17 protein-coding genes are annotated in these 18,027 nt (G+C 63.0%); 10 read left to right on the top strand and 7 right to left on the bottom strand.

Features of this window, described 5'->3' with window-relative positions:
• Positions 1–11 precede the first annotated feature (11 nt).
• The 4 genes from G3480_RS01345 to bicA form a co-directional block, all read right to left on the bottom strand.
• Positions 12–953, bottom strand: coding sequence for a RibD family protein (locus G3480_RS01345; RefSeq protein ID WP_164651855.1), 942 nt, complete (start codon positions 951–953; stop codon positions 12–14).
• Between the two features lie 159 nt (positions 954–1,112).
• The gene (locus G3480_RS01340) at positions 1,113–1,877 is read right to left on the bottom strand and encodes a YciK family oxidoreductase (RefSeq protein WP_164651854.1); all 765 of its coding nucleotides are present in this window, start codon (positions 1,875–1,877) and stop codon (positions 1,113–1,115) included.
• A gap of 399 nt (positions 1,878–2,276) precedes the next feature.
• Positions 2,277–2,780, bottom strand: a complete 504-nt coding sequence (locus G3480_RS01335; protein WP_164651853.1) for a phosphate-starvation-inducible PsiE family protein — start codon at positions 2,778–2,780, stop codon at positions 2,277–2,279.
• 176 nt (positions 2,781–2,956) lie between these two features.
• Positions 2,957–4,645 carry a bicarbonate transporter BicA gene (gene bicA / locus G3480_RS01330; protein ID WP_164651852.1) on the bottom strand — a complete coding sequence of 563 codons (1,689 nt, stop codon included), beginning with the start codon at positions 4,643–4,645 and terminating at the stop codon, positions 2,957–2,959.
• A gap of 418 nt (positions 4,646–5,063) precedes the next feature.
• Between bicA and G3480_RS01325 the strand changes: the two genes are divergently transcribed.
• Genes G3480_RS01325 through G3480_RS01285 form a run of 9 tightly spaced genes read left to right on the top strand, consistent with a single transcriptional unit; the run spans position 5,064 to position 12,616 of the window.
• Positions 5,064–5,552: a Na+/H+ antiporter subunit E gene (locus G3480_RS01325; protein WP_164651851.1), complete on the top strand. Its 489-nt coding sequence runs from the start codon at positions 5,064–5,066 to the stop codon at positions 5,550–5,552.
• Positions 5,545–5,808: an MrpF/PhaF family protein gene (locus G3480_RS01320; RefSeq protein WP_164651850.1), complete on the top strand. Its 264-nt coding sequence runs from the start codon at positions 5,545–5,547 to the stop codon at positions 5,806–5,808. The genes G3480_RS01325 and G3480_RS01320 overlap by 8 nt, the downstream gene beginning before the upstream one ends.
• Before the next feature lie 5 nt (positions 5,809–5,813).
• Positions 5,814–6,110 carry a monovalent cation/H(+) antiporter subunit G gene (locus tag G3480_RS01315; RefSeq protein WP_164651914.1) on the top strand — a complete coding sequence of 99 codons (297 nt, stop codon included), beginning with the start codon at positions 5,814–5,816 and terminating at the stop codon, positions 6,108–6,110.
• Complete coding sequence (locus tag G3480_RS01310) at positions 6,107–6,397, top strand: Na(+)/H(+) antiporter subunit B (RefSeq protein ID WP_164651849.1); 291 nt, start codon at positions 6,107–6,109, stop codon at positions 6,395–6,397. The genes G3480_RS01315 and G3480_RS01310 overlap by 4 nt, the downstream gene beginning before the upstream one ends.
• Positions 6,394–7,074: an MnhB domain-containing protein gene (locus G3480_RS01305; protein ID WP_164651848.1), complete on the top strand. Its 681-nt coding sequence runs from the start codon at positions 6,394–6,396 to the stop codon at positions 7,072–7,074. Before G3480_RS01310 ends, G3480_RS01305 begins: the two co-directional genes overlap by 4 nt.
• Complete coding sequence (locus tag G3480_RS01300; protein WP_420824603.1) at positions 7,071–7,352, top strand: NADH-quinone oxidoreductase subunit K; 282 nt, start codon at positions 7,071–7,073, stop codon at positions 7,350–7,352. Before G3480_RS01305 ends, G3480_RS01300 begins: the two co-directional genes overlap by 4 nt.
• A complete protein-coding gene (locus tag G3480_RS01295) occupies positions 7,342–8,784 on the top strand; it encodes a proton-conducting transporter transmembrane domain-containing protein (RefSeq protein WP_164651846.1) in 1,443 nt (480 codons plus the stop codon). Before G3480_RS01300 ends, G3480_RS01295 begins: the two co-directional genes overlap by 11 nt.
• Positions 8,781–10,277 carry a complex I subunit 5 family protein gene (locus tag G3480_RS01290; protein ID WP_164651845.1) on the top strand — a complete coding sequence of 499 codons (1,497 nt, stop codon included), beginning with the start codon at positions 8,781–8,783 and terminating at the stop codon, positions 10,275–10,277. Before G3480_RS01295 ends, G3480_RS01290 begins: the two co-directional genes overlap by 4 nt.
• 35 nt (positions 10,278–10,312) lie before the next feature.
• Positions 10,313–12,616: a proton-conducting transporter transmembrane domain-containing protein gene (locus tag G3480_RS01285; RefSeq protein WP_164651844.1), complete on the top strand. Its 2,304-nt coding sequence runs from the start codon at positions 10,313–10,315 to the stop codon at positions 12,614–12,616.
• Between the two features lie 279 nt (positions 12,617–12,895).
• Here the strand turns inward: G3480_RS01285 and G3480_RS01280 are convergent, their stop codons facing one another.
• Positions 12,896–13,300, bottom strand: coding sequence for an ion transporter (locus G3480_RS01280; RefSeq protein ID WP_240905516.1), 405 nt, complete (start codon positions 13,298–13,300; stop codon positions 12,896–12,898).
• Between the two features lie 660 nt (positions 13,301–13,960).
• Between G3480_RS01280 and G3480_RS01275 the strand changes: the two genes are divergently transcribed.
• Positions 13,961–15,649, top strand: coding sequence for a PAS domain-containing sensor histidine kinase (locus tag G3480_RS01275; protein ID WP_164651843.1), 1,689 nt, complete (start codon positions 13,961–13,963; stop codon positions 15,647–15,649).
• On the opposite strand, the gene G3480_RS01270 is transcribed toward G3480_RS01275, so the two are convergent.
• Both G3480_RS01270 and G3480_RS01265 read right to left on the bottom strand, forming a co-directional pair.
• Positions 15,635–16,288, bottom strand: coding sequence for a response regulator (locus tag G3480_RS01270; RefSeq protein WP_164651842.1), 654 nt, complete (start codon positions 16,286–16,288; stop codon positions 15,635–15,637). The genes G3480_RS01275 and G3480_RS01270 overlap by 15 nt on opposite strands.
• A gap of 369 nt (positions 16,289–16,657) precedes the next feature.
• The gene (locus tag G3480_RS01265) at positions 16,658–17,404 is read right to left on the bottom strand and encodes a PEP-CTERM sorting domain-containing protein (RefSeq protein ID WP_164651841.1); all 747 of its coding nucleotides are present in this window, start codon (positions 17,402–17,404) and stop codon (positions 16,658–16,660) included.
• Positions 17,405–18,027: the final 623 nt, after the last annotated feature.

Below are 18,027 nucleotides of genomic sequence, written 5' to 3'. Positions count from 1 at the left end.
CTGCCGATCCTCTAATGCAGCCGCATCGGCGCTTGTCGGTGATGACTGGGCTCGCTGCTTTCCAGGGTGTCCCCGCGCAGGTCGAAATCCCAGAGGATGTCATCACCCATCTTGAACAGCTTGTATGGCGGTCGCCGACAAGCGCGCATGGTCTCGGATGCGGGCAGGCTGAGCCCTGGTCGACCGGCACCGATGATGACGGGTGCGGTTGCGATCTGGAGTCGATCCAAGAGTCCGGCCTTCATCCAGCGCGAGACTGTCACGCCGCCGCCTTCGATGAAGAGGGAATGCAGCCCGCGTCGAGTCAGTGCCTCGAGGACAGCTCGCAGATCAAGGCCGCGACCCTGACGGGGTGCCGCGATGAGCTTGCGCCCGAGTTCGTCATGGGAGATTCGATCCGCGCAGCAGACGAGTAGGGTTTCTGCGTCGGCATCGCTGAAGATGCGTTGATTGCCGGAGAGGCGCCGTTCGGTATCGATAACGATTCTGACAGGATTGGGACCAGCTACTAGACGAGTCGTCAATCGGGGATCGTCAGCGGCTACCGTGCCGGCGCCGACGACGATGGCGTCGCAGAGCGCCCGCATGCGATGCAGATGGGTTAGGTTCTCCTTGCCGGTGACGTAGCAAGAGTCACCCGAGCGGGTGGCGATCTGGGCGTCGATGCTTTGCCCGAGATGACCCACCACGACAGGGTGCTCCGATTGCGCGGCGAGGACGGGGAGGTAGAGTTCGACGAAATCCAGCGCCTCTGGAGGGAGGCCAGGACCGGCGTCGAACTTGTCTCCGCGCCAGACGAGCGCGGCATTGGCGTCATCCGCGCCCGTGATCTCAGGCTGGGTGTCCCCGAAGAAGCTAAGGCCAAAGGTCGGGGAATGTTCTCTGAGCCGATCCCGTTGGCCACGCGCAGCCAAGAGCAGCGTCCAGATCCTGTCGAGGCTTGGCTCAGTCATCTGGTGCTCAAGTCTCCATTGCCTGGCGCTGGGACTCCGTGCACCCTATGGATCATCGTCATCGCCATAAGCTCCTGTTTTGCGATGTGCGTTTGGTGCCTTTACCCAATTCCAAGAAAACCTTGCCATGGATCGCCGACGGGCACTCGCCGCTTCGGACTACTCGGTGAGGCCACCAGTCTGGGGATCGACGCTGAAGGCATGGCCTGTCTGACCTCGTGTTTCGGGGCCGAGGAGGGCGATGTAGGCGGGTGTGATGGTCTCCGGCAGCGGATTGGTGTTTGGATCTTCACCAGGATAGAGGGTCGCACGCATGGTCGTGCGCACCACTCCCGGATCGATGCTGTTGACGCGCAGGACGCCGTTCTCGCTGGTCTCTTCCGCGAGCACTTGCATCAGCCCTTCGATCCCGAACTTTGCGGCGGCGAACGCCCCCCAGTAGGCCTTGGCGGTGCGCCCGACGCGGTCCGATGTGAAGATCACGGAGGCATCCTTGGCGGCGCGCAGCAGCGGCAGACAGGCCTGGGTCAGCATGAAGGGGGCAGTCAGGTTGACCTTGATGACGCGCGCCCATTCGTCGGAATCGTAGTCGTCGATACGGCTCAGGTAGGGCGCGAATGCGGCGCAGTGCACCAAGCCGTCGAGTCGGCCGAAGGTCTCGCCGATGATGTTGGCGGCGGCGATGAAATCGGCTTCGGTCGCTCTCTCGAGATCCAGGGGGAGGATGGCCGGTTCGGCATCGCCGTGCGCGACGATCTCGTCGTAGACCGGCGTGAGATCCTTCTCTTTGAAAGAAGAAAGAATGACGGTCGCTCCGGCGGCCGCACTGGCCAGCGCAACCGCACGGCCGATGCCTTCCAGCGCTCCTGTCACCAGAATGATGCGTCCATTCAGGGGCTTGCCGTCAGCTTGGGTTTGATCCATTGATCAGTCTGCCTCTCTATAGGATGTTTGCCTTTGTCAATCTGCCAGCCGCGCGGCCCTTGCCGCGAGCTGATCGGCTGGCGTGACATTCTAATCCGAAGCAGAAGGCAACTGCGTCACCTTAGAAAGCGTCCATCAACAACTTTCCCCCTTTCGCAAAGGGGAGCTAGGGGGGATTTCGGGCGGCATCGCTCGCATCGGGAAACAATTGACGGACACTTTCTCAGGTTGGGCAAGGAACGCTGCCGAAGCTGACTCAGACGTCGCCACCGGGCGGTCGGCTCCACGTCCCAATCGCGGGGAGGCGGGCATGAAGATGCCTCGCGGCGCGCGAAGTCGAGCGGTTGCGACAACCAGCCTTGCCGTGCCAGCGGTCTCAACTTGGCAGTGGCCGCACCCCTATGTGTCGTCGGTTGTCTCGCGGGTATTGTCGGACTGCACCGACAAGATGCCGGAGTCGGCGCGGGAGATCAGCCAATAGGCGATGCCGAGGCCGAGGACCATGGCGCCGATGCCGATGAGGTCCAGCGCCGAATACTTCTCCATGTCCAGAACGATGATCTTTCGAGCGATCGCCATCAGCGCCGTCGCCAGGACCAATTTGACCGGAAAGACGTCGGTGCGGATGTAGAGTGTGATGTTACTGAAGATCTCATAGGCGATGAGGACCGCGAGAAAGGCCCCGAAGGTCTGAATGATGTCGGGGATGATGAAGTAGGGGGCCTGTGCGAGCTTGAGATACACCGTTCGCATCACACTGACGACGCCCTCCAGGATGACCAGGACCATGGCGATCGCCATCGCGTAGGCGGCGATCCGCAGGATCCAGTGCAGCGCGCGCAGGACGGGGTCAGTATCGTCCGAGGGTAACTCCGCATGGGGCTTGGGGTGGTGAATGCGCATCATCGACTCCTCTCTCACTCGGTGGCGAAATCAGCTTCTGCGTCGACCAGAGTGGCTCGGCAAGTTAGGCCAATTCGGTGTCTGCGACAACGGCAGCTCGCCCAAGAATTTCGGGGCTGCGTGGCGAGGCTCCCCGGATTTTTCGCGCTCCACCGCCTGGTCCAGGCCAAGGTGTCCTAGGCGACGGCCAGTTGGCTTGCCCCCGGCTGGTCCCGAGGCTCAGACCCGAGCAGCGCCTCCGCGCGACTGAGCGCCAGATCTCGACTCTGGACCCAGTTCTCCTCAGGGATCGAGTGCGGCAATCCGAGTCGTTCGAGGCGTTGTTTGACATCGCCCGTGGCGCCTACGATGACGACGCCGCGACCGGCTGAGACGTCTTCCAGGATCAGCTTCTCCAGGGCAAGCGAGGAGGAGACACCCAGTACGGGAACGTCGGTGAAATCCATGACCAGCACCTGGTGCGGTTCCAGGACGGCGTGCTGCCGTGCGATCGCCTTGGCGAGACCGAAGATGAGCGGCCCGCCGAGCGAGAAGAGCAGGATGCGGCCGTTGGAACGCTCCATGACCGTCTGCGCGTCTGGGCTGAGGCTGCCGGCCCGCTCAGGGTCCTTGGTGGCCTGCACCGACTGGCTCTGCAGCTTGCTGAGTCGGTCGATGGTGAGGACGTTGGCGATGAAGACGCCCACGGCGACGGCGGTGATGAGGTCGACGAAGACAGTCAGCCCGATGACGCCGTACATGATGGCGGCGGCCTTGAAGGAGACGCGGTGCGCGCGCTTCAGGAAGGACCAGTCGACGATGTCCAGACCGACCTTGAGCGCGATCCCGGCGAGCACCGCCAGCGGAATCTGGGCGGTCAGTCCGCTGGCCCAGAGCACCACGACCATGAGGATGGCCGCGCGTGTGATGCCGGACAGCGCAGTGCGCCCCCCGGTCTGGATGTTGACCACCGTCCCCATGGTGGCCCCAGCGCCTGGAATGCCGCCGAAGAGTCCGGACGCCAGGTTGCCGATCCCCTGACCGACGAGTTCTTTGTCAGAGCTGTGCTCCTTGCGCGTCATGCTCTCCGCGATCACCGAGGTCAGTAGGGCGTCGATGCTCCCCAGGACCGCCAGCACCAGGGCGTCGATGACCATGAGTTGCCACTGCGCGGCAGTAAAGACGGGCACCTGGAGCGAAGGCAGCCCGCTGGGGATCTCGCCGATGCGCCGGATGTCGAGGTTTCCGAAGGCGTAGAAGGAGACGAGCGTCCCGAGCACCAGGGCGAGCAGCTGAGGCGGGAGGAACTGCTTCAGCCGCTTGGGAAAGAAGAGGATGAGGGCGACCGTGAGGGCCGCCAGCGCGGTCTCGGCAGGCTTGATGTTGGCGATCAGCTCGGGGACGGAGGTCAAGGTGCCCATGACGCCGCCCGCCGGGGTCGCATGCCCCAGGAAGGGACCGATCTGCAGGATGACCAGGATGACGCCGATCCCCGTCATGAAGCCGGAGATGACGGTGTAGGGCATCAGGGTGACGTACTTGCCGAGCTTGAGCACGCCGAAGAGGATCTGAAAGACACCCGCCAGCATGACGACGGTGAAGGACATCGCCATGCCTTGATCTGGATTGGAGGCGATGAGGTTGGCGATAATGGCGGTCATCACCACCGTCATGGGGCCGGTCGGCTCCGAGATGAGTGTCGGCGTGCCGCCGAAGAGTGCGGCGAAGAGACCGACGAGCACAGCGCCGTAGAGCCCAGCGGTCGGTCCGGCCCCGGATGCCACGCCGAAGGCGAGCGCCATGGGTAGGGCGATGATGGCGGCCGTGACGCCGCCGAAGAGGTCACCGCGAAGATTGTCGAATCGAATTTCGTTGAAGATGCGCATCGCCGGATACCGGTCTGCTAGTCAGATTCTAACCATCAAAGCCCGACTGAGGCATTGATTCAAAGTGATATTTTTGATGAGTTCGATCGACTTGGATCAATGATTGGGGTGCTGAGATGGGACTTTGGGTTTCGCGATAGAATAATCTAGACAGGGACTTAGCTCGTTTTCCTCCGCCCTGTCCCAAGGCTCCCCGCGTTCGGACCTGAAAGGCGTCTGACACGCTGATTCTGCGCTCGCGTTGCTGCTTCCCTTGCTTTCCGTACCCTAATCCTTATCAATGGGGCATCTGGGCAGCGAGTTGAATGCCCTTTTTGGCTCTTATCGAGCAGCGCAAGTCTTTTGGCGAACGGTCTGGGCTCATCGCTTGAGCCGCACCCGTGGGACTATTTCTGGTGGGGCTCTCAGCGAGGGATTCATGACGATTGCATGGCGGCTACTTGGCTTCTGTGGACTCTGGCTCATCTTCACCGGCTGGAATCCGGGATCTTGGATGATCGGGGTCCCCAGTGTGCTGCTCGCGACCTGGGCCTATGGCCAACTGGTCGGCGATTCGCGTGCGCCGAGCGCCGCTCGAACACTGGGTTTTGTCCTCTTCTTTCTGCGGGAGTCCGTGCGTGCCGGGGTCGACGTCGCGAGCCGCATCCTGCGTCCGCGCATGCGGATCTCGCCCGGGTTTCAAACCTATCGGATGCGGCTTGCCGATCCATCCGCCCGAGTCCTCTTCATCGACAGCATCAGTTTGCTGCCAGGCACGCTGAGTGCTGACCTGGTCCACCGGGAAGAGATCCGGGTGCACGCCTTGGATGCGACGCTCGACCTGGCGCCCGAGCTGGCGGACCTCGAGCGGCGGGTCGGGCGTCTCTTCGGAGAAGAACTGACGAAGGAGAAGCACGGCCATGTCTGAGATATTCACTGCAGCCGCCGTGGTCTTGGTGCTGACCATGGCGGCCGGCCTGGTGCGGGTGGTCGTGGGGCCAACGCCGGCTGATCGCATGATGGGCGTGCAGCTGATCGGGACGACGGGGATCGCCGTCCTGCTGCTCCTGGGCTTCGCCTTCGAGATGCCGGCGCTTGCGGATGTCGCCCTGGTGTTCGCCCTGCTCGCGGCCGTCTCGGTCACCGCGCTCACTCGGCGTCGGGTTGGACAGGATCGCAGCTGATGGAGATCCTGCTCGAGACAGTCTCGCTCTTGCTCGTCGGCGCAGGGGCCTTTTTTTTCGCCGTCGGCACCCTCGGGCTCGTGCGACTGCCTGATCTCTTCTGCCGACTGCACGCCTTGACCAAGGCCGACAATCTGGGGCTTGGGCTGGTGATCGCCGGGCTGCTGCCCTGGGCGGCCGATCCCTTCTTGGCGTTGAAGCTGGTGCTCATCTGGCTGCTGGTGATGCTGAGCGGGGCGACCGGATCTTATCTCATCGCCAAGCGTGCGCTGCGCGGCGATGGGGAGGACCTGCTCGAATGACAGCGGGCCTGCTGCTCCTCTTCGATCTGGTCTTGGTCACGACACTGGTGGGGCTGGCAATCGCCGCGCTCATCAGCCCGGACCTGCGCCGGGCTGTCATGCTCTTCATCGCCTTCGGGCTTTGGTTGGCCTTGGTCTGGGCCCGCCTGCGCGCGCCCGATGTCGCCTTGGCCGAGGCGGCCATCGGGGCTGGTCTGGGCGGAGCCTTGATGCTGGCGGCGGCGCGACGTGCCGCGCGTCGGGCGTCGGCCAATGGGGGCATTGATGCGGAAGGAGGAGAGGCATGAAAAGCGCTGGGGGGCTCGTGATCGGAGCCTTTGTGCTGCTGCTTGCGATCTGGCTGCTCTGGGTGGTCCAGACTGCAATCGACATTGGCGCTGGGCCGCGCCTGGCGGAGCAGGCATTCGCTGGGCTTCCGGCGACTGGTGTCTCGAACCCGGTCACCGCTGTGCTCCTGAGCTACCGGGGCTACGACACCTTGCTGGAGCTGGCCGTCCTGCTGGCGGCCCTGCTTGGCATCTGGTCGCTCGGGGCCGCATCGCCAGGCTTTCAAGCGGCGGGGGCCGTCTTGCAAGGTATGGTCACACTGGTCGTACCCCTTTTGATCCTGGCGGGCGGCTATCTCCTCTGGGTCGGTGGGCATGCCCCGGGCGGGGCCTTTCAGGCGGGCGCCTTGCTCGGGGCGGCGGGCGTCGTCATGCGCCTGGCCGGCGACGAGCGGGCCGGACTGCCGCCGCTCGCGGCACAGCGCTGGCTGGTCGTGGCGGGCGTTGCGGTCTTCGTGCTGGTGGGGATCGCGACCATGGGTCTGGGAGCGGGTTTTCTCGCCTATCCGATCGGCTGGTCGAAGTGGCTCATCCTCGCCATTGAAACGGCGGCGACGGTCGCGATCGGAACCACCCTAGCGGCGGCCTATGTCGGCGGCCGCCCCTGGTCCCATGCGGACGTGAGCGGGCAGTCCTGATGGCTCAGCTTCTCTATGGCGGCGCGGGCGTCGTCCTCTTCGCCCTGGGCCTCTGGGCCTTCTTGGTCTACACCCCGTTACTGCGCAAGTTGATCGCGCTCAACATCATGGGCAGCGGCGTCTTCCATCTGCTGATCGCGATTGCGGAGCGCGGCGAGCTTCCACCCGATCCAGTGCCGCACGCCTTGGTGCTGACTGGCATCGTGGTCGCGGTCAGTGCCACGGCGCTGGCACTGGCGATGGGCAGGCGGCTCGAGGAGGACGAGGGTGGTCGATAGTCTGGCGCTGGCCGTCTCCGTGCCTCTCGTCGGTGGCCTGCTCGCGACGGCGATACCAAAGCGCGCCCAGGCGCTTGGTCTCCTCGCCTCCCTAGTTGCCGTGATCGCCGTCGCATGGGTGCTGGTCGGCGTCTGGCAGGAGGGGAGCCTGCGCTCCGAACTTGGCGGCTGGGCGGCGCCGCTCGGGATCGCACTGGTCGCCGACGGGCTGTCGGCGGCGCTCTTGGCGATGGCCGCGCTGGTCGCGCTCGGGGTCGGCGTCTATGCCACGGGGTATTTCCGTCGGGGCGATGCGGCCGCGCATTTCTGGCCCCTTTGGCTGCTCCTGTGGGCGGCGCTGAACGGCCTGCTGCTGGCGGCCGACCTTTTCAACATCTATGTGACGCTGGAACTACTGGGGCTTACGGCCGCAGCCTTGGGCGCCTTGACCGGCTCGGTCGAAGCGGTCAGCGCCAATCTGCGCTATCTCCTGGTCGGGCTGCTCGGGTCCATGACCTACCTGCTGGGTGTGGCGCTGCTCTACACGGCCCATGGCACCCTGGATCTGGGGCTGCTGGCCGCCGTCATCCAACCTGGGCCGGTCGCTGCCTCGGCCCTAGTGCTCATGACCGCCGGTCTGGCCCTCAAGGCCGCGCTCTTTCCGCTGCATTTCTGGCTGCCGCCGGCACATGCCAACGCGCCGGCGCCGGTGAGCGCAGCCCTATCCGCCTTGGTCGTCAAGGCCGCCTTCTATCTCATTCTGCGGCTCTGGCTGGATGTCTTCGCGCCCGTCGTCACACCCTGGGCCGCGAGTCTCATGGGGCTGCTTGGCGCCATGGCGATCATCTGGGGCTCCTGGAGGGCGCTTCGGTCCGAGCGGCTCAAGCTCCTGGCCGCCTATTCGACGGTCGCGCAAATCGGCTATCTCTGCCTCTTTATTCCGCTCTTGCAGGCGCTGCCGCCGGGATCCGAGCGGGACGATCTCTTCGTCGCCCTGGTGCTGATGGCGCTGACCCACGGATTGGCGAAGGCGGGGCTCTTCCTGGCGGCCGGCTTGGTCCAACGTGACGCGGGGCACGATCGCATCGACGACCTCGGCGGCACGGCCCAGAACATGCCGGCGACGACCTTCACCATCGCGCTCGCGGGAACGGCGCTGATCGGGCTGCCGCCCAGCGGCAGCTTCATCGGCAAGTGGATCCTTATGACCAGCGCGATCGAGAGCGGACAGTGGTGGTGGATCCTGGTGATCCTGGTCGGCACCCTGCTGGCAGCGGCCTACGTCTTTCGGGTGCTGAGCCGCGCCTTCAACCTGGAGCCCACACCGCGGCGGTTCGTCACCCAGGCGCGCACTGAGGTGCCGGCCCTGCTGCTGGCCCTGGCGTCCGTGGCTGTGCTGGGACTGGCCGCCGATTCCTTGTGGCGCCTGCTCGGCATGGGGGAGGGTGCATGAGCCTGGAGAGCCTGCTGCCGGTCAGCATCCTGCTGAGTTCACTGCTACCCGGCGTCTTCATCTTCCTGGTGAAGGAGGAGAGCCACATCCTGCGTGGTGTGCTCAACATGGCGGGCGCCCTGATCAAGCTCTTGCTGGTCGGCGTGATGATCTGGGGCGTCTATCGCGGCGAGGTCTATGAGACCCGCCTCACGCTGGCGCCCGGCCTGGACCTCGTCCTCGCGGCCGACGCGCTCTCGGTCCTCTTCGTGACCCTCTCGACAGTGCTCTGGCTGGTGACGACCATCTACGCCATCGGCTATTTGGAGCACTCGCCGAACCGCAGTCGCTTCTTCGGCTTCTTCAGTCTATGCGTCTCGGCGACCGTGGGTATCGCGCTCGCGGGGAACCTGCTGAGCTTCGTGATCTTCTACGAGATCCTGACGCTGGCGACCTATCCCCTGGTCGCCCACCGAGGGACACCTGACGCCACGCGCGGCGCCAAGATCTACCTGGCCTACACCATGAGCGGCGGCGTGCTGCTGCTCGTCGGCGCAATCTGGCTGCAGGCCATCACTGGACCCGTCGACTTCACTCAGGGCGGCTACCTCGGGGTGCTGTCTGAGGGGCTGCATGGCCCATTGGTCGCTGTCTTTCTCCTGCTCCTCGCCGGGCTCGGCGTGAAGGCGGCCATCGTGCCGCTCCACGGTTGGCTCCCGCAATCCATGGTGGCGCCGGCGCCCGTCAGTGCCCTGCTGCATGCCGTCGCCGTGGTCAAGGCCGGCGCCTTCGGCATCCTTCGGGTGGTCTATGACGTCTATGGTGTGGGGCTCGCAGACCAGCTCGGGCTGCTGACCCTGCTCGGCATCCTCGCCTCCACGACCATCATCTATGGCTCGATCCGGGCGCTCTCGCAGGACGGGCTCAAGAAACGGCTGGCCTATTCGACCGTGAGCCAGGTCTCCTATATCGCGCTGGGTGCCTCGATCCTCGGCCCCATCGCGACCATTGGCGGCATGGTTCACCTGGTCCATCAGGGCATCATGAAGATCACGCTCTTCTTCTGCGCCGGGAACTACGCCGAGACCCTGGGTGTGCACAACGTCAGCCAGATGGATGGGGTGGGGCGCCGCATGCCCTTGACCACGCTGGCGTTCAGCGTGGGTGCGCTGGGCATGATCGGCATCCCGCCGATCGCGGGTTTCGTGACCAAGTGGTACCTGGGCCTGGGCGCCGTCGAGGCCGACGCCCATTGGGTGCTGCTCGTCCTGGCGGCGAGCAGTCTCCTCAACGCCGCCTACTTTCTGCCCATCCTCTATCGCGCCTGGTTTCGCCCGGAGCCGGATAGCTGGCCGAAGGAGTCCCTGCCGCAGGGGCGTTTCGAGACCATGGGAGCCTTGCTCTGGCCGCCGCTGATCACCGCCGCGCTCTGTCTGATCGCCGGACTCTTCGCGGCGGCGCCCTTCAGTCCGCTGGAGTGGGCCGAGCTGATCGCGCGGAGGGAGTACTTGTGAGCGCGGCAATCTTTGAAGCTCCCGGAGTCAGCGCCATGAGCCTTTGGCTGCTGCCGGCTTTGGGGGTTTGGCCCTTGTTGTGCGCGGCACTGGTCCAGTCGGGCAGGCTGTGGTGGCTGCCGGCGGTCGGCGCCTTGCCCGCGCTGGCCGCGGCGCTCCTGGTGCCGGTGGGGAGTCGGCTGGAGCTGCCATGGCTGCTGTTGGGCACCACGCTGGGCATGGACGAACTGAGCCGCGTCTATCTGCTCTTCACCGCCGTTCTCTGGCTGGCTGCAGGGGTTCATGCCGCCTTCAGTCTGCGCGGCCGGGAGCACGCGCGCCGCTTCAGCGGGCTCTTCCTGCTCGCGATGGCGGGAAACTTCTGGCTCATCGTCGGGCAAGACCTGGTGAGCTTCTATCTCGGGTTCGCCATGATGGGGCTCTCTTCCTACGGACTCGTGATCCATACCGGCGAGGCGTCCGCGCTGCGCGCGGGCAAGGTCTATCTCGTCATGGCACTGCTAGGGGAGGTGACCCTCTTTGCGGCCCTGGTGCTCATCGCCCAGCACGCCGGCACCATCCTGCCAAGGCCCGAGCAGCTGGCGGATCTCGATGATCTGACCATCGCGCTGACCATCTTGGGCTTGGCCGTCAAGGCGGGCATGGCACCCTTGCATCTCTGGCTACCGCTCGCGCACCCGGCCGCCCCCATCCCGGCGAGCGCGGTGCTGAGCGGGACTATGATCAAGGTTGCCGTCCTGGGGTGGCTGCGCTTCCTGCCCATCGGCGTCGCCGTTCTGGCCGACTGGGGCGCCATGCTGACGTTCGCGGGGCTTGCGACCATGTGCTTGGCCCTCCCCGTTGGTCTCATGCAGTCCGACCCCAAGGTCATCTTGGCCTATTCCAGCATCGCCAAGATGGGGGTTCTGATCTTGCTGCTGGGCACCATCCTGGCCGACCCCGCGTTGGCGCCGCTCGGCGTCGCGGGCATGACGCTCTATGTTGCGCATCACGCCCTCGTCAAGGGCGGGCTCTTCCTCGGGCTGGGATTGCGCAAGTACGCCGCGCTCGGCCAGCCACTCGTCCTCACCGGACTGGTCTTCCTGGCGCTCGCCATGGCGGGCGCACCGCTGACCAGCGGGGCCGTCGCCAAGCAGGGCGTCGAGCCCTTGCTTGCCAGTGCGCAATGGCCGTGGATCGCGACGGCTGTGGGCGTCTCGGCGGTGGCGACAACGCTCCTGATGACGCGCTTCCTCTGGGTCACGGCACACCTCGAACGACACCCGGAGTCAGGCTACGCCTGGCCAAGCGTCGCCTGGATAGCGCTACTGCTGCTTGTGCTGCTGTTTCCCTTCGTGCTTGGCGCGCCGCATGACTGGCTGGTCAAGCCGATGCCCTTGATCCTCGGCATTCTGATCGCTGTGGCGGTGCTCGCCATCACGCGTCGGCGCCCCGCATTGGCGCGGGTCGTGATCGATCGCGTTCCGCCGGGTGACCTCTTGGTGCTTGCGGCGCCGATCGGCCGTGCTGGCGCTTGGCTGTTGCGCGCCGTATCAGGCGGGTTGGCGACGGCTTACAGTGGCGCAATGACGCGTCTCTCCCGAGTCTATTCCGGGGTCATCGATCAGCCGGCCGGGGATAGCGAGCGCACCCTGCGCGAGTGGCCGATTGCCGGCTCGCTGTGGCTCGCTATTGGCGCCTTGCTGCTGGTATCCGTCACGGGCCTTGCGCCGTCGCTCCAGCCTGAGGCACCGGAAGTGGACGCGGTCGCCGAGGCCGAGCCGATGGCGGAAGCCGGGATCGAGTTGCCTCCGCGCCCGTTGGAGGAGCCGCAAAGAGCCGAAGCGCCCGACGCCAAGTCATCAACTGAGGACGACGACTTGGTTCTCGATGAAAGGGTCGAAGCCACCGAGGTCGCGGAGATAGATTCGGGGCAGTCGGCGTTGGTTGAGCCGACGCCGACTGCTGTGACTCCAGCGAGGACGCAGGTGACCGACACAACTGCGCAAGCGCGCGCGAGCGAGGCTTGTGACCCCGCCGACCCTCTGGTCCTGATCAGCCCGCTGCGTCCAAACGAGCGCATCGTCCTCGCGCCCTGCAAAGCGGGCGCCGCAGGCGGGGCGCCTCAGCTGATCGACGCGCCAGATCTGACCAATGCGCTGGTCCTCATGGTCCAGGAGTATCTGTGGACGCTTGGGATGGACCCTGGGCCAAGAGACGGTCTCATTGGCCCTCAGACCCGAGGCGCGATTCGGGATTTCGAGCGGTCGCAGGCCGTACCTGAAAGGGGTGCCCTGGACTTCGATCTGCTTGAGCGTCTTCATCAGGCTTGGACGGCGCAAGCCAAGAACCGCCCCTGATCTCGGCGGACAAGCTGTTCGTCGCAGCCAGCTTCGGCCGATCAATCGACCCGATTCAAAGGACGCACGCAAGGCCGCGATCTCCCGTCGCAGCGCCACCATTTCGCTCAGTACCTTCGCGGTGTCCTGGTGCATCGCCACTTCGATGTAATCGCGCTCGGCTTCATCCTGCACCGCGTGCATCCTCTGCATGGTGAAGGTGGCGATCAGGATGAAGGGAATGAAGAAGATCCACGCCTGGGGGAAGGCATCCATAACCGGCCGCGCAATACCCATGGATCAGCTCTTCAGCGTCATGATCTGGAAGAGGGTGTACATGGATGCGCCGACGCTGCCGAACCAGTCTGGAAATCGCTCGCCGAACAGACTTGTCGACATCACCGCAAAGACGTAGACGAGCAACACCATGAGGCCCGCGATGGACGCGATGCCGGGGATCGCTTGGAGCATGGCCTCCACGACGAAGCACAGCCTGGGCATCGTCCAGATAAGGCGCAGGACTCGGAGGAGTAGCAGTGCCCGCAGCACCGCCAGCGGCCCGCTCGCAGGGATGAGTGCGATGCCCACGACGAGGAAGTCGAAGAGGTTCCAGGGTTCGCGGAGGAAACGTAGACCGAAGGCAAAGAGCTTCGCGCCGAGTTCCAGGACGAAGACGATCAGCACGAGCTGATCGAGCGGTTTCAAGCCTCCGCCATATCTTGGATTCCGTGTTTGTTCTAGCTGCCCGCCTCTTGCTCAAGGGCGACCTCGCTCGTCTAGCGGTCGCTCACGTCTTCACTACTTCCGCTTTGATGGTCCCATCGTCTCGTTTCAGGCTGTAACATCCGGAACAGGAATGATTTGCTGAAGTCTGCGTATCTGAGCTTGGGCATCGGCGCTCCTGGCGCGGCGCTCACGCAGCATCGGCACGGGGCGGAGTGCCTTACAAGGATGTGAGTCGGTCTTGCCGTCGCTCTCTGGGCTGTTTGCGGCCGGGCTGGCGAGGAAGGATCGGTGGCAGTGCCCTTTTCTGTATGATGGTGGCGCAGCTTAATTTCTTTAAGTCAATGCTTTACCTAAGAACGCATCATATAGATCAGGGCACTACCGGATCGGTTAATGGAGGGTACCGCTGACCACGGTGACTCAGTCCATCGAGACGGTGAGCGGAGCCCGGCTGCTCTCAGGGGGGATGAGAAGATGCATGGCGACGCTGACAACAGGCACGACGCGCGGACCGAAAACACCGAAAGTGTCTCGACGAGGCCGCTTCGTTATGGCTGGAAATGGGGTGCGACTACGCCGATCGGCGCCTTTTTCGCGGCGCTCCCCATCGTCTTGATGGCGGAAGTCTTGAGCGCATGGATGATAGAGAGCGGATTCGCGATAGATGGTTTGCGCGCGGCCATCATGGATGCGTTAGCGGATATTCTGGTAATCGCGCCGATGCTTCACCTGCTCTTCGTTGTACCGACCGCGAGGGCCTTCCGCAGTCAACGCGCGCTCGAGCAGGCTCTACGCGAATCTCACGATGCTTTGGAGCAACGCGTGCTGGCGCGTACCAACGCCTTGCGGGAGGCTAATGCCCTCTTGCAGGCAGAGATGGCGGATCGGATCCGCGTGCAGCAGGCTGTCGAGTTTCAAGCTAGCCTGCTGCACGCCGTCGAGGAGGCTGTCATCGCGACAGATCCCGACGGGCGCATTTGCTACTGGAACCGGTTTGCCGAGGCGCTGTACGGTTGGTGTGCGGAGGATGTGCAGGGAAGGCCGGTGACGGAGGTCTTGAGCTTCGAGGCTACGGATGGACGACCATCGGACTACCTTGGGGCCAGCCATGCAAAAAAGGGCTGGGTCGGCTGGGTGGATGCAGTTCGGCGGGATATGACGCGTTTCCCGGCGTATGTGGTTTGTTCTGAGCTGCCCCCTGAGTCAGGTGGCTACGTTATCGTCTGCCTGGATATTACCTTCCTGGAGAAGGCGGAGGAGGCGCTGAGGGCTTCCGAGGAGCGATATGTCAGTCTGGTCGAGAACTCGCCGACGGGCATCGTGTTGATGAAAGATGGGCGTTTGATCTTCTCCAATCAGCGGTTCGCGGACATCTTGGGGTACTCCCTGGCTGAATTGTCCGGAATCGAGGTGGCGCCTTTGGTCCATCCGGATGACCGTGCGCAAATTCGTGCTCATGAAATGGGCGATGGTCTTGATTCGATCGTCTCAGCGCGGTGCGAGTGCCGATTCCTCAGCAAGACCGACGAGCTGCGCTGGGTCATGCTGAAGAGTGTGAAAGTGGACCTGCTGGAAGGTCGCGCGACGCTCTGCAACATTCAAGACGTCACAGAGGAGAAGCGCCTGGAAGCCGAGCTGAGGAATCTCTCCGGCCGTTTGCTAACCGTCCAGGAGGAAGAGCGGGCGCGCGTTGCGCGCGATCTCCATGATAGCCTCGGTCAAACCCTCACCACGATCAAGCTCATGGTCGACGTGACGGTGACGCAGACGTGGCCACAAGAGCGCCGGGCCGACATGCAGCGACTCAAGGCCCTCATGCCGACCATCCAGGATGCCATTGAAGAGTTGCGGCGCATTTCCTACGCCCTGCGACCTCCAATGCTCGACAGCCTCGGAATCATGAGCACGCTGAACTGGTGTCTGAGGGAGCTACGACAGACCTGCCCCGGCCTCACTATCGTCGACGCGCTGATGGCGAAGGAGCCCGAGATCCCCGCCGACCTCAAGGCGCCGATCTATCGGATCTTCCAAGAGGCGACGAACAACGCCCTTAAGCACAGCCGGGCGACAACGCTGTCCGTCGGTTTGGCGCGTAACGGAGCCAGCTTAAAATTCTGGGTCACCGATGACGGAGAGGGCTTTGATCCCAGGGCCGTCAATCGCTCCGCAGGCGATCCGGGCGTCGGGCTCACCTCCATCCGCGAGCGTGCCACTCTGAGCGGAGGCCGCTTTTCGCTCATCTCCGCACCGGATGAGGGCACCCAGATAGAAATCCTCTGGCAGCTGAGTACCCCACACGAGGAGCGGCTTGGTTCAAGTCTCCGCTAAGAGTCCATTCGCGATGGCGTAGGCCGTTAGCGCCGGCACACCGCTCACACCCAGTTTTCGTGTCATGTTGGCGCGGTGCTTTTCGACCGTTTTCTCGCTGATACAGAGCAGCTCACCGATGGCCTTGCTGGTGAAGCCTTCGGCAACGAGCTTCAACACTTCCCGTTCACGCGCTGACAGGCCGTCGGCTTTCGTCGTGGGGTTTGCAGGCCTCTCCCCAGCGACGAATGAGTCGACAAGCTGCGACGCAACCGCCGAGCAGAGGTGACGCGCGCCCGCTCCCACACTGCGAACAGCCAGCAGCAGTTCCGCCGTGCTGGAGTCTTTGAGCATGTATCCGTCCGCGCCCTCCGCCAGGGCCTGAAAGATATGCGCCTCGGTCTTATGGAACGTCATGACCAAGGTTCGTGTGTCGGGCGCGATGTGCTTGATCTTCTGTAGGACGGTCAGCCCATCCATGCGGGGCATGGAGAGATCCAGAATCAAGACATCAGGTGCAAGCTCCCTGATACCCGCAACGACCTCGAAACCATCCGCCGCTTGTCCGACGACTTCGAGATCAGGCTCCGCGCCAAGGATGGCGGCTAGCCCCTCACGGAGAATTCGGTGATCGTCCGCCAGTAGTATTCTCAGCGTCATAGCCACCCCTAATCCAAATGTCACTGAATGAGTTTATCATTTGGATTAATAGGCCTGTCCAAATTATCCACTTGCGTGGGACCAAGGTCGGCGAGTGGCACTACAAACTTGCGATTCCTTGTGTCAGGGGGCATCTATGACTCTCCGTCGGTGCGTCAGAGCTGACCGGTCTCCAGCAGCGCCTCGGCCGTCAGACGGGCGAATTGTCGGCTGATCGGGGAGGGTTGAATGGCTAGCTATCCTGAAGGCTCGACCGTCAGTTCACCCGGGATCCGACGAAGCTCCGCGGGTTACGCGGGTGAACCCTCGGCGGCCCTTTACCCCAGGAGGATCAAGGCGCGTCACCAAAGACGATGCGCTGTTGGGCGCTCAGGCCCGTTGCTTGACGGCTGACGATGAGCGCCTCCGGCCGATTGTGCCCGAGGATCCGAGACCGGCAAGTCCGGCGCCAACAAGGATCAAGGTTCCTGGCAAGGGGACGTTCGTGATCTGGAGATTGTCCAGGCCCACGGCGGAGCTACCAAGGCCTCTGTACTCGGTGAGTGCGAAAGAAAGATAAATCGGGCTGTCCCCGCTCAAGTCGAACGTCCGCAGCTCGCTGTACTGACCTCTCCTCGATGTGCTGTTCCGCACCACACTGCCGAATGAGAGCAGGTCTGCATAACTGTTCCCGCCAAATAGGCGGACGGAGAAATCATCCGGACTCACTCCAGGGTTATCGGTGGGATTCAGGTTTGTGTCGAACACGTAGTCGAAGCTGATTTTTAGGTTGTAAGAGCCAGCGCTGAGCAACTCCGTTTGAAAGTCGATGCGTGTTAGAGCGCCCTGGTTCGTTCCGTTGGGATTAAGACCTAATCCGCCCTCCTCGTCCCCAATGACTAAGAATTTGCTGTCGAAAAAATGATCGAAACCACCGGCTTTCTTGGTATTAATGTCATCACTTGCGGGGCGGATATTCATCGCTGCCGATGACGAATCCCCACCAGTGGTTGTTTCGTAAAGGTAGGTGCTCAGCGCGTCCTCGAAGTCTACATCCAGCAGAAGCGTAGCAGATGCAATTGGCGACATCGTGATCAGTCCAACGACAACGGCAGGCGTCTTCATGAGGTGCTTCATGTTGATTCTCCTTGCGGGTACAGTCAGAGATAGGGTTCTCGTTGAGGCAGATAAAAGACAAGGCCGTTTCGTTTGGCAGAGACGCCGTTAAGATTCAGGACTCCACTCCGACCCGGTTTACTTCTTTCCTCTTGGAGCCAAAATATTCTCACCCAAAATTGTGCAGTCCGTTGCCGAGCACTGCAAGACCTTGCCGATGATCGGTAGAGGATTACCCGCCAGTCGACTGAGAATCAAAGCGCAGAGGGAAAATATCCGGCAGATTGAATCTCCTAATGTCTGCCCCTTTGCTTTCTGAACATCGCTAAGTTGAATTCTCGCGGTAAGTGGCAATCTGCGGATCGCAGTCGATGTTATCGAATCGTGGAAGCGGAAAGTCGCGTTAGAGTCGGGCTATTGCACTGGAGTTATTATGGAAATTGCCTTGCACAGCCTGCTCGCATCGGCAACAGACAGTTCGATAGCCAATCCTTTTTCTGACACATTTTGGCGCTTCTTGATAGATGAAGCTACATTTTTTTTGTTGTCAATAGGAAATATCAGTTTCCCGATGGGCGGAGTCGGGTAGGGGGGTGTCTTGGTATGTAGTGCATGCGGTTCGAAATCTTTTTTTGAAGTCTAAA

Source organism: Thiorhodococcus mannitoliphagus, from assembly GCF_010915725.1.
Taxonomy (GTDB): Bacteria; Pseudomonadota; Gammaproteobacteria; order Chromatiales; family Chromatiaceae; genus Thiorhodococcus; species Thiorhodococcus mannitoliphagus.
The sequence above is the reverse complement of the archived record's forward strand: the minus strand, read 5'-3'. Positions and strand labels throughout refer to the sequence as shown.

What these genes read in the sequence shown, in the direction of transcription:
- G3480_RS01310 (WP_164651849.1), top strand. Translation starts at nt 6,107, where the DNA reads ATGACAGCGGGCCTGCTGCTCCTCTTCGATCTGGTCTTGGTCACGACA.
- G3480_RS01290 (WP_164651845.1), top strand. Translation starts at nt 8,781, where the DNA reads ATGAGCCTGGAGAGCCTGCTGCCGGTCAGCATCCTGCTGAGTTCACTG.
- G3480_RS01335 (WP_164651853.1), bottom strand. Translation starts at nt 2,780, where the DNA reads ATGCGCATTCACCACCCCAAGCCCCATGCGGAGTTACCCTCGGACGAT.
- G3480_RS01305 (WP_164651848.1), top strand. Translation starts at nt 6,394, where the DNA reads ATGAAAAGCGCTGGGGGGCTCGTGATCGGAGCCTTTGTGCTGCTGCTT.
- G3480_RS01285 (WP_164651844.1), top strand. Translation starts at nt 10,313, where the DNA reads ATGAGCCTTTGGCTGCTGCCGGCTTTGGGGGTTTGGCCCTTGTTGTGC.
- bicA (WP_164651852.1), bottom strand. Translation starts at nt 4,645, where the DNA reads ATGCGCATCTTCAACGAAATTCGATTCGACAATCTTCGCGGTGACCTC.
- G3480_RS01345 (WP_164651855.1), bottom strand. Translation starts at nt 953, where the DNA reads ATGACTGAGCCAAGCCTCGACAGGATCTGGACGCTGCTCTTGGCTGCG.
- G3480_RS01340 (WP_164651854.1), bottom strand. Translation starts at nt 1,877, where the DNA reads ATGGATCAAACCCAAGCTGACGGCAAGCCCCTGAATGGACGCATCATT.
- G3480_RS01325 (WP_164651851.1), top strand. Translation starts at nt 5,064, where the DNA reads ATGACGATTGCATGGCGGCTACTTGGCTTCTGTGGACTCTGGCTCATC.
- G3480_RS01265 (WP_164651841.1), bottom strand. Translation starts at nt 17,404, where the DNA reads ATGAAGCACCTCATGAAGACGCCTGCCGTTGTCGTTGGACTGATCACG.
- G3480_RS01320 (WP_164651850.1), top strand. Translation starts at nt 5,545, where the DNA reads ATGTCTGAGATATTCACTGCAGCCGCCGTGGTCTTGGTGCTGACCATG.
- G3480_RS01275 (WP_164651843.1), top strand. Translation starts at nt 13,961, where the DNA reads ATGATAGAGAGCGGATTCGCGATAGATGGTTTGCGCGCGGCCATCATG.
- G3480_RS01270 (WP_164651842.1), bottom strand. Translation starts at nt 16,288, where the DNA reads ATGACGCTGAGAATACTACTGGCGGACGATCACCGAATTCTCCGTGAG.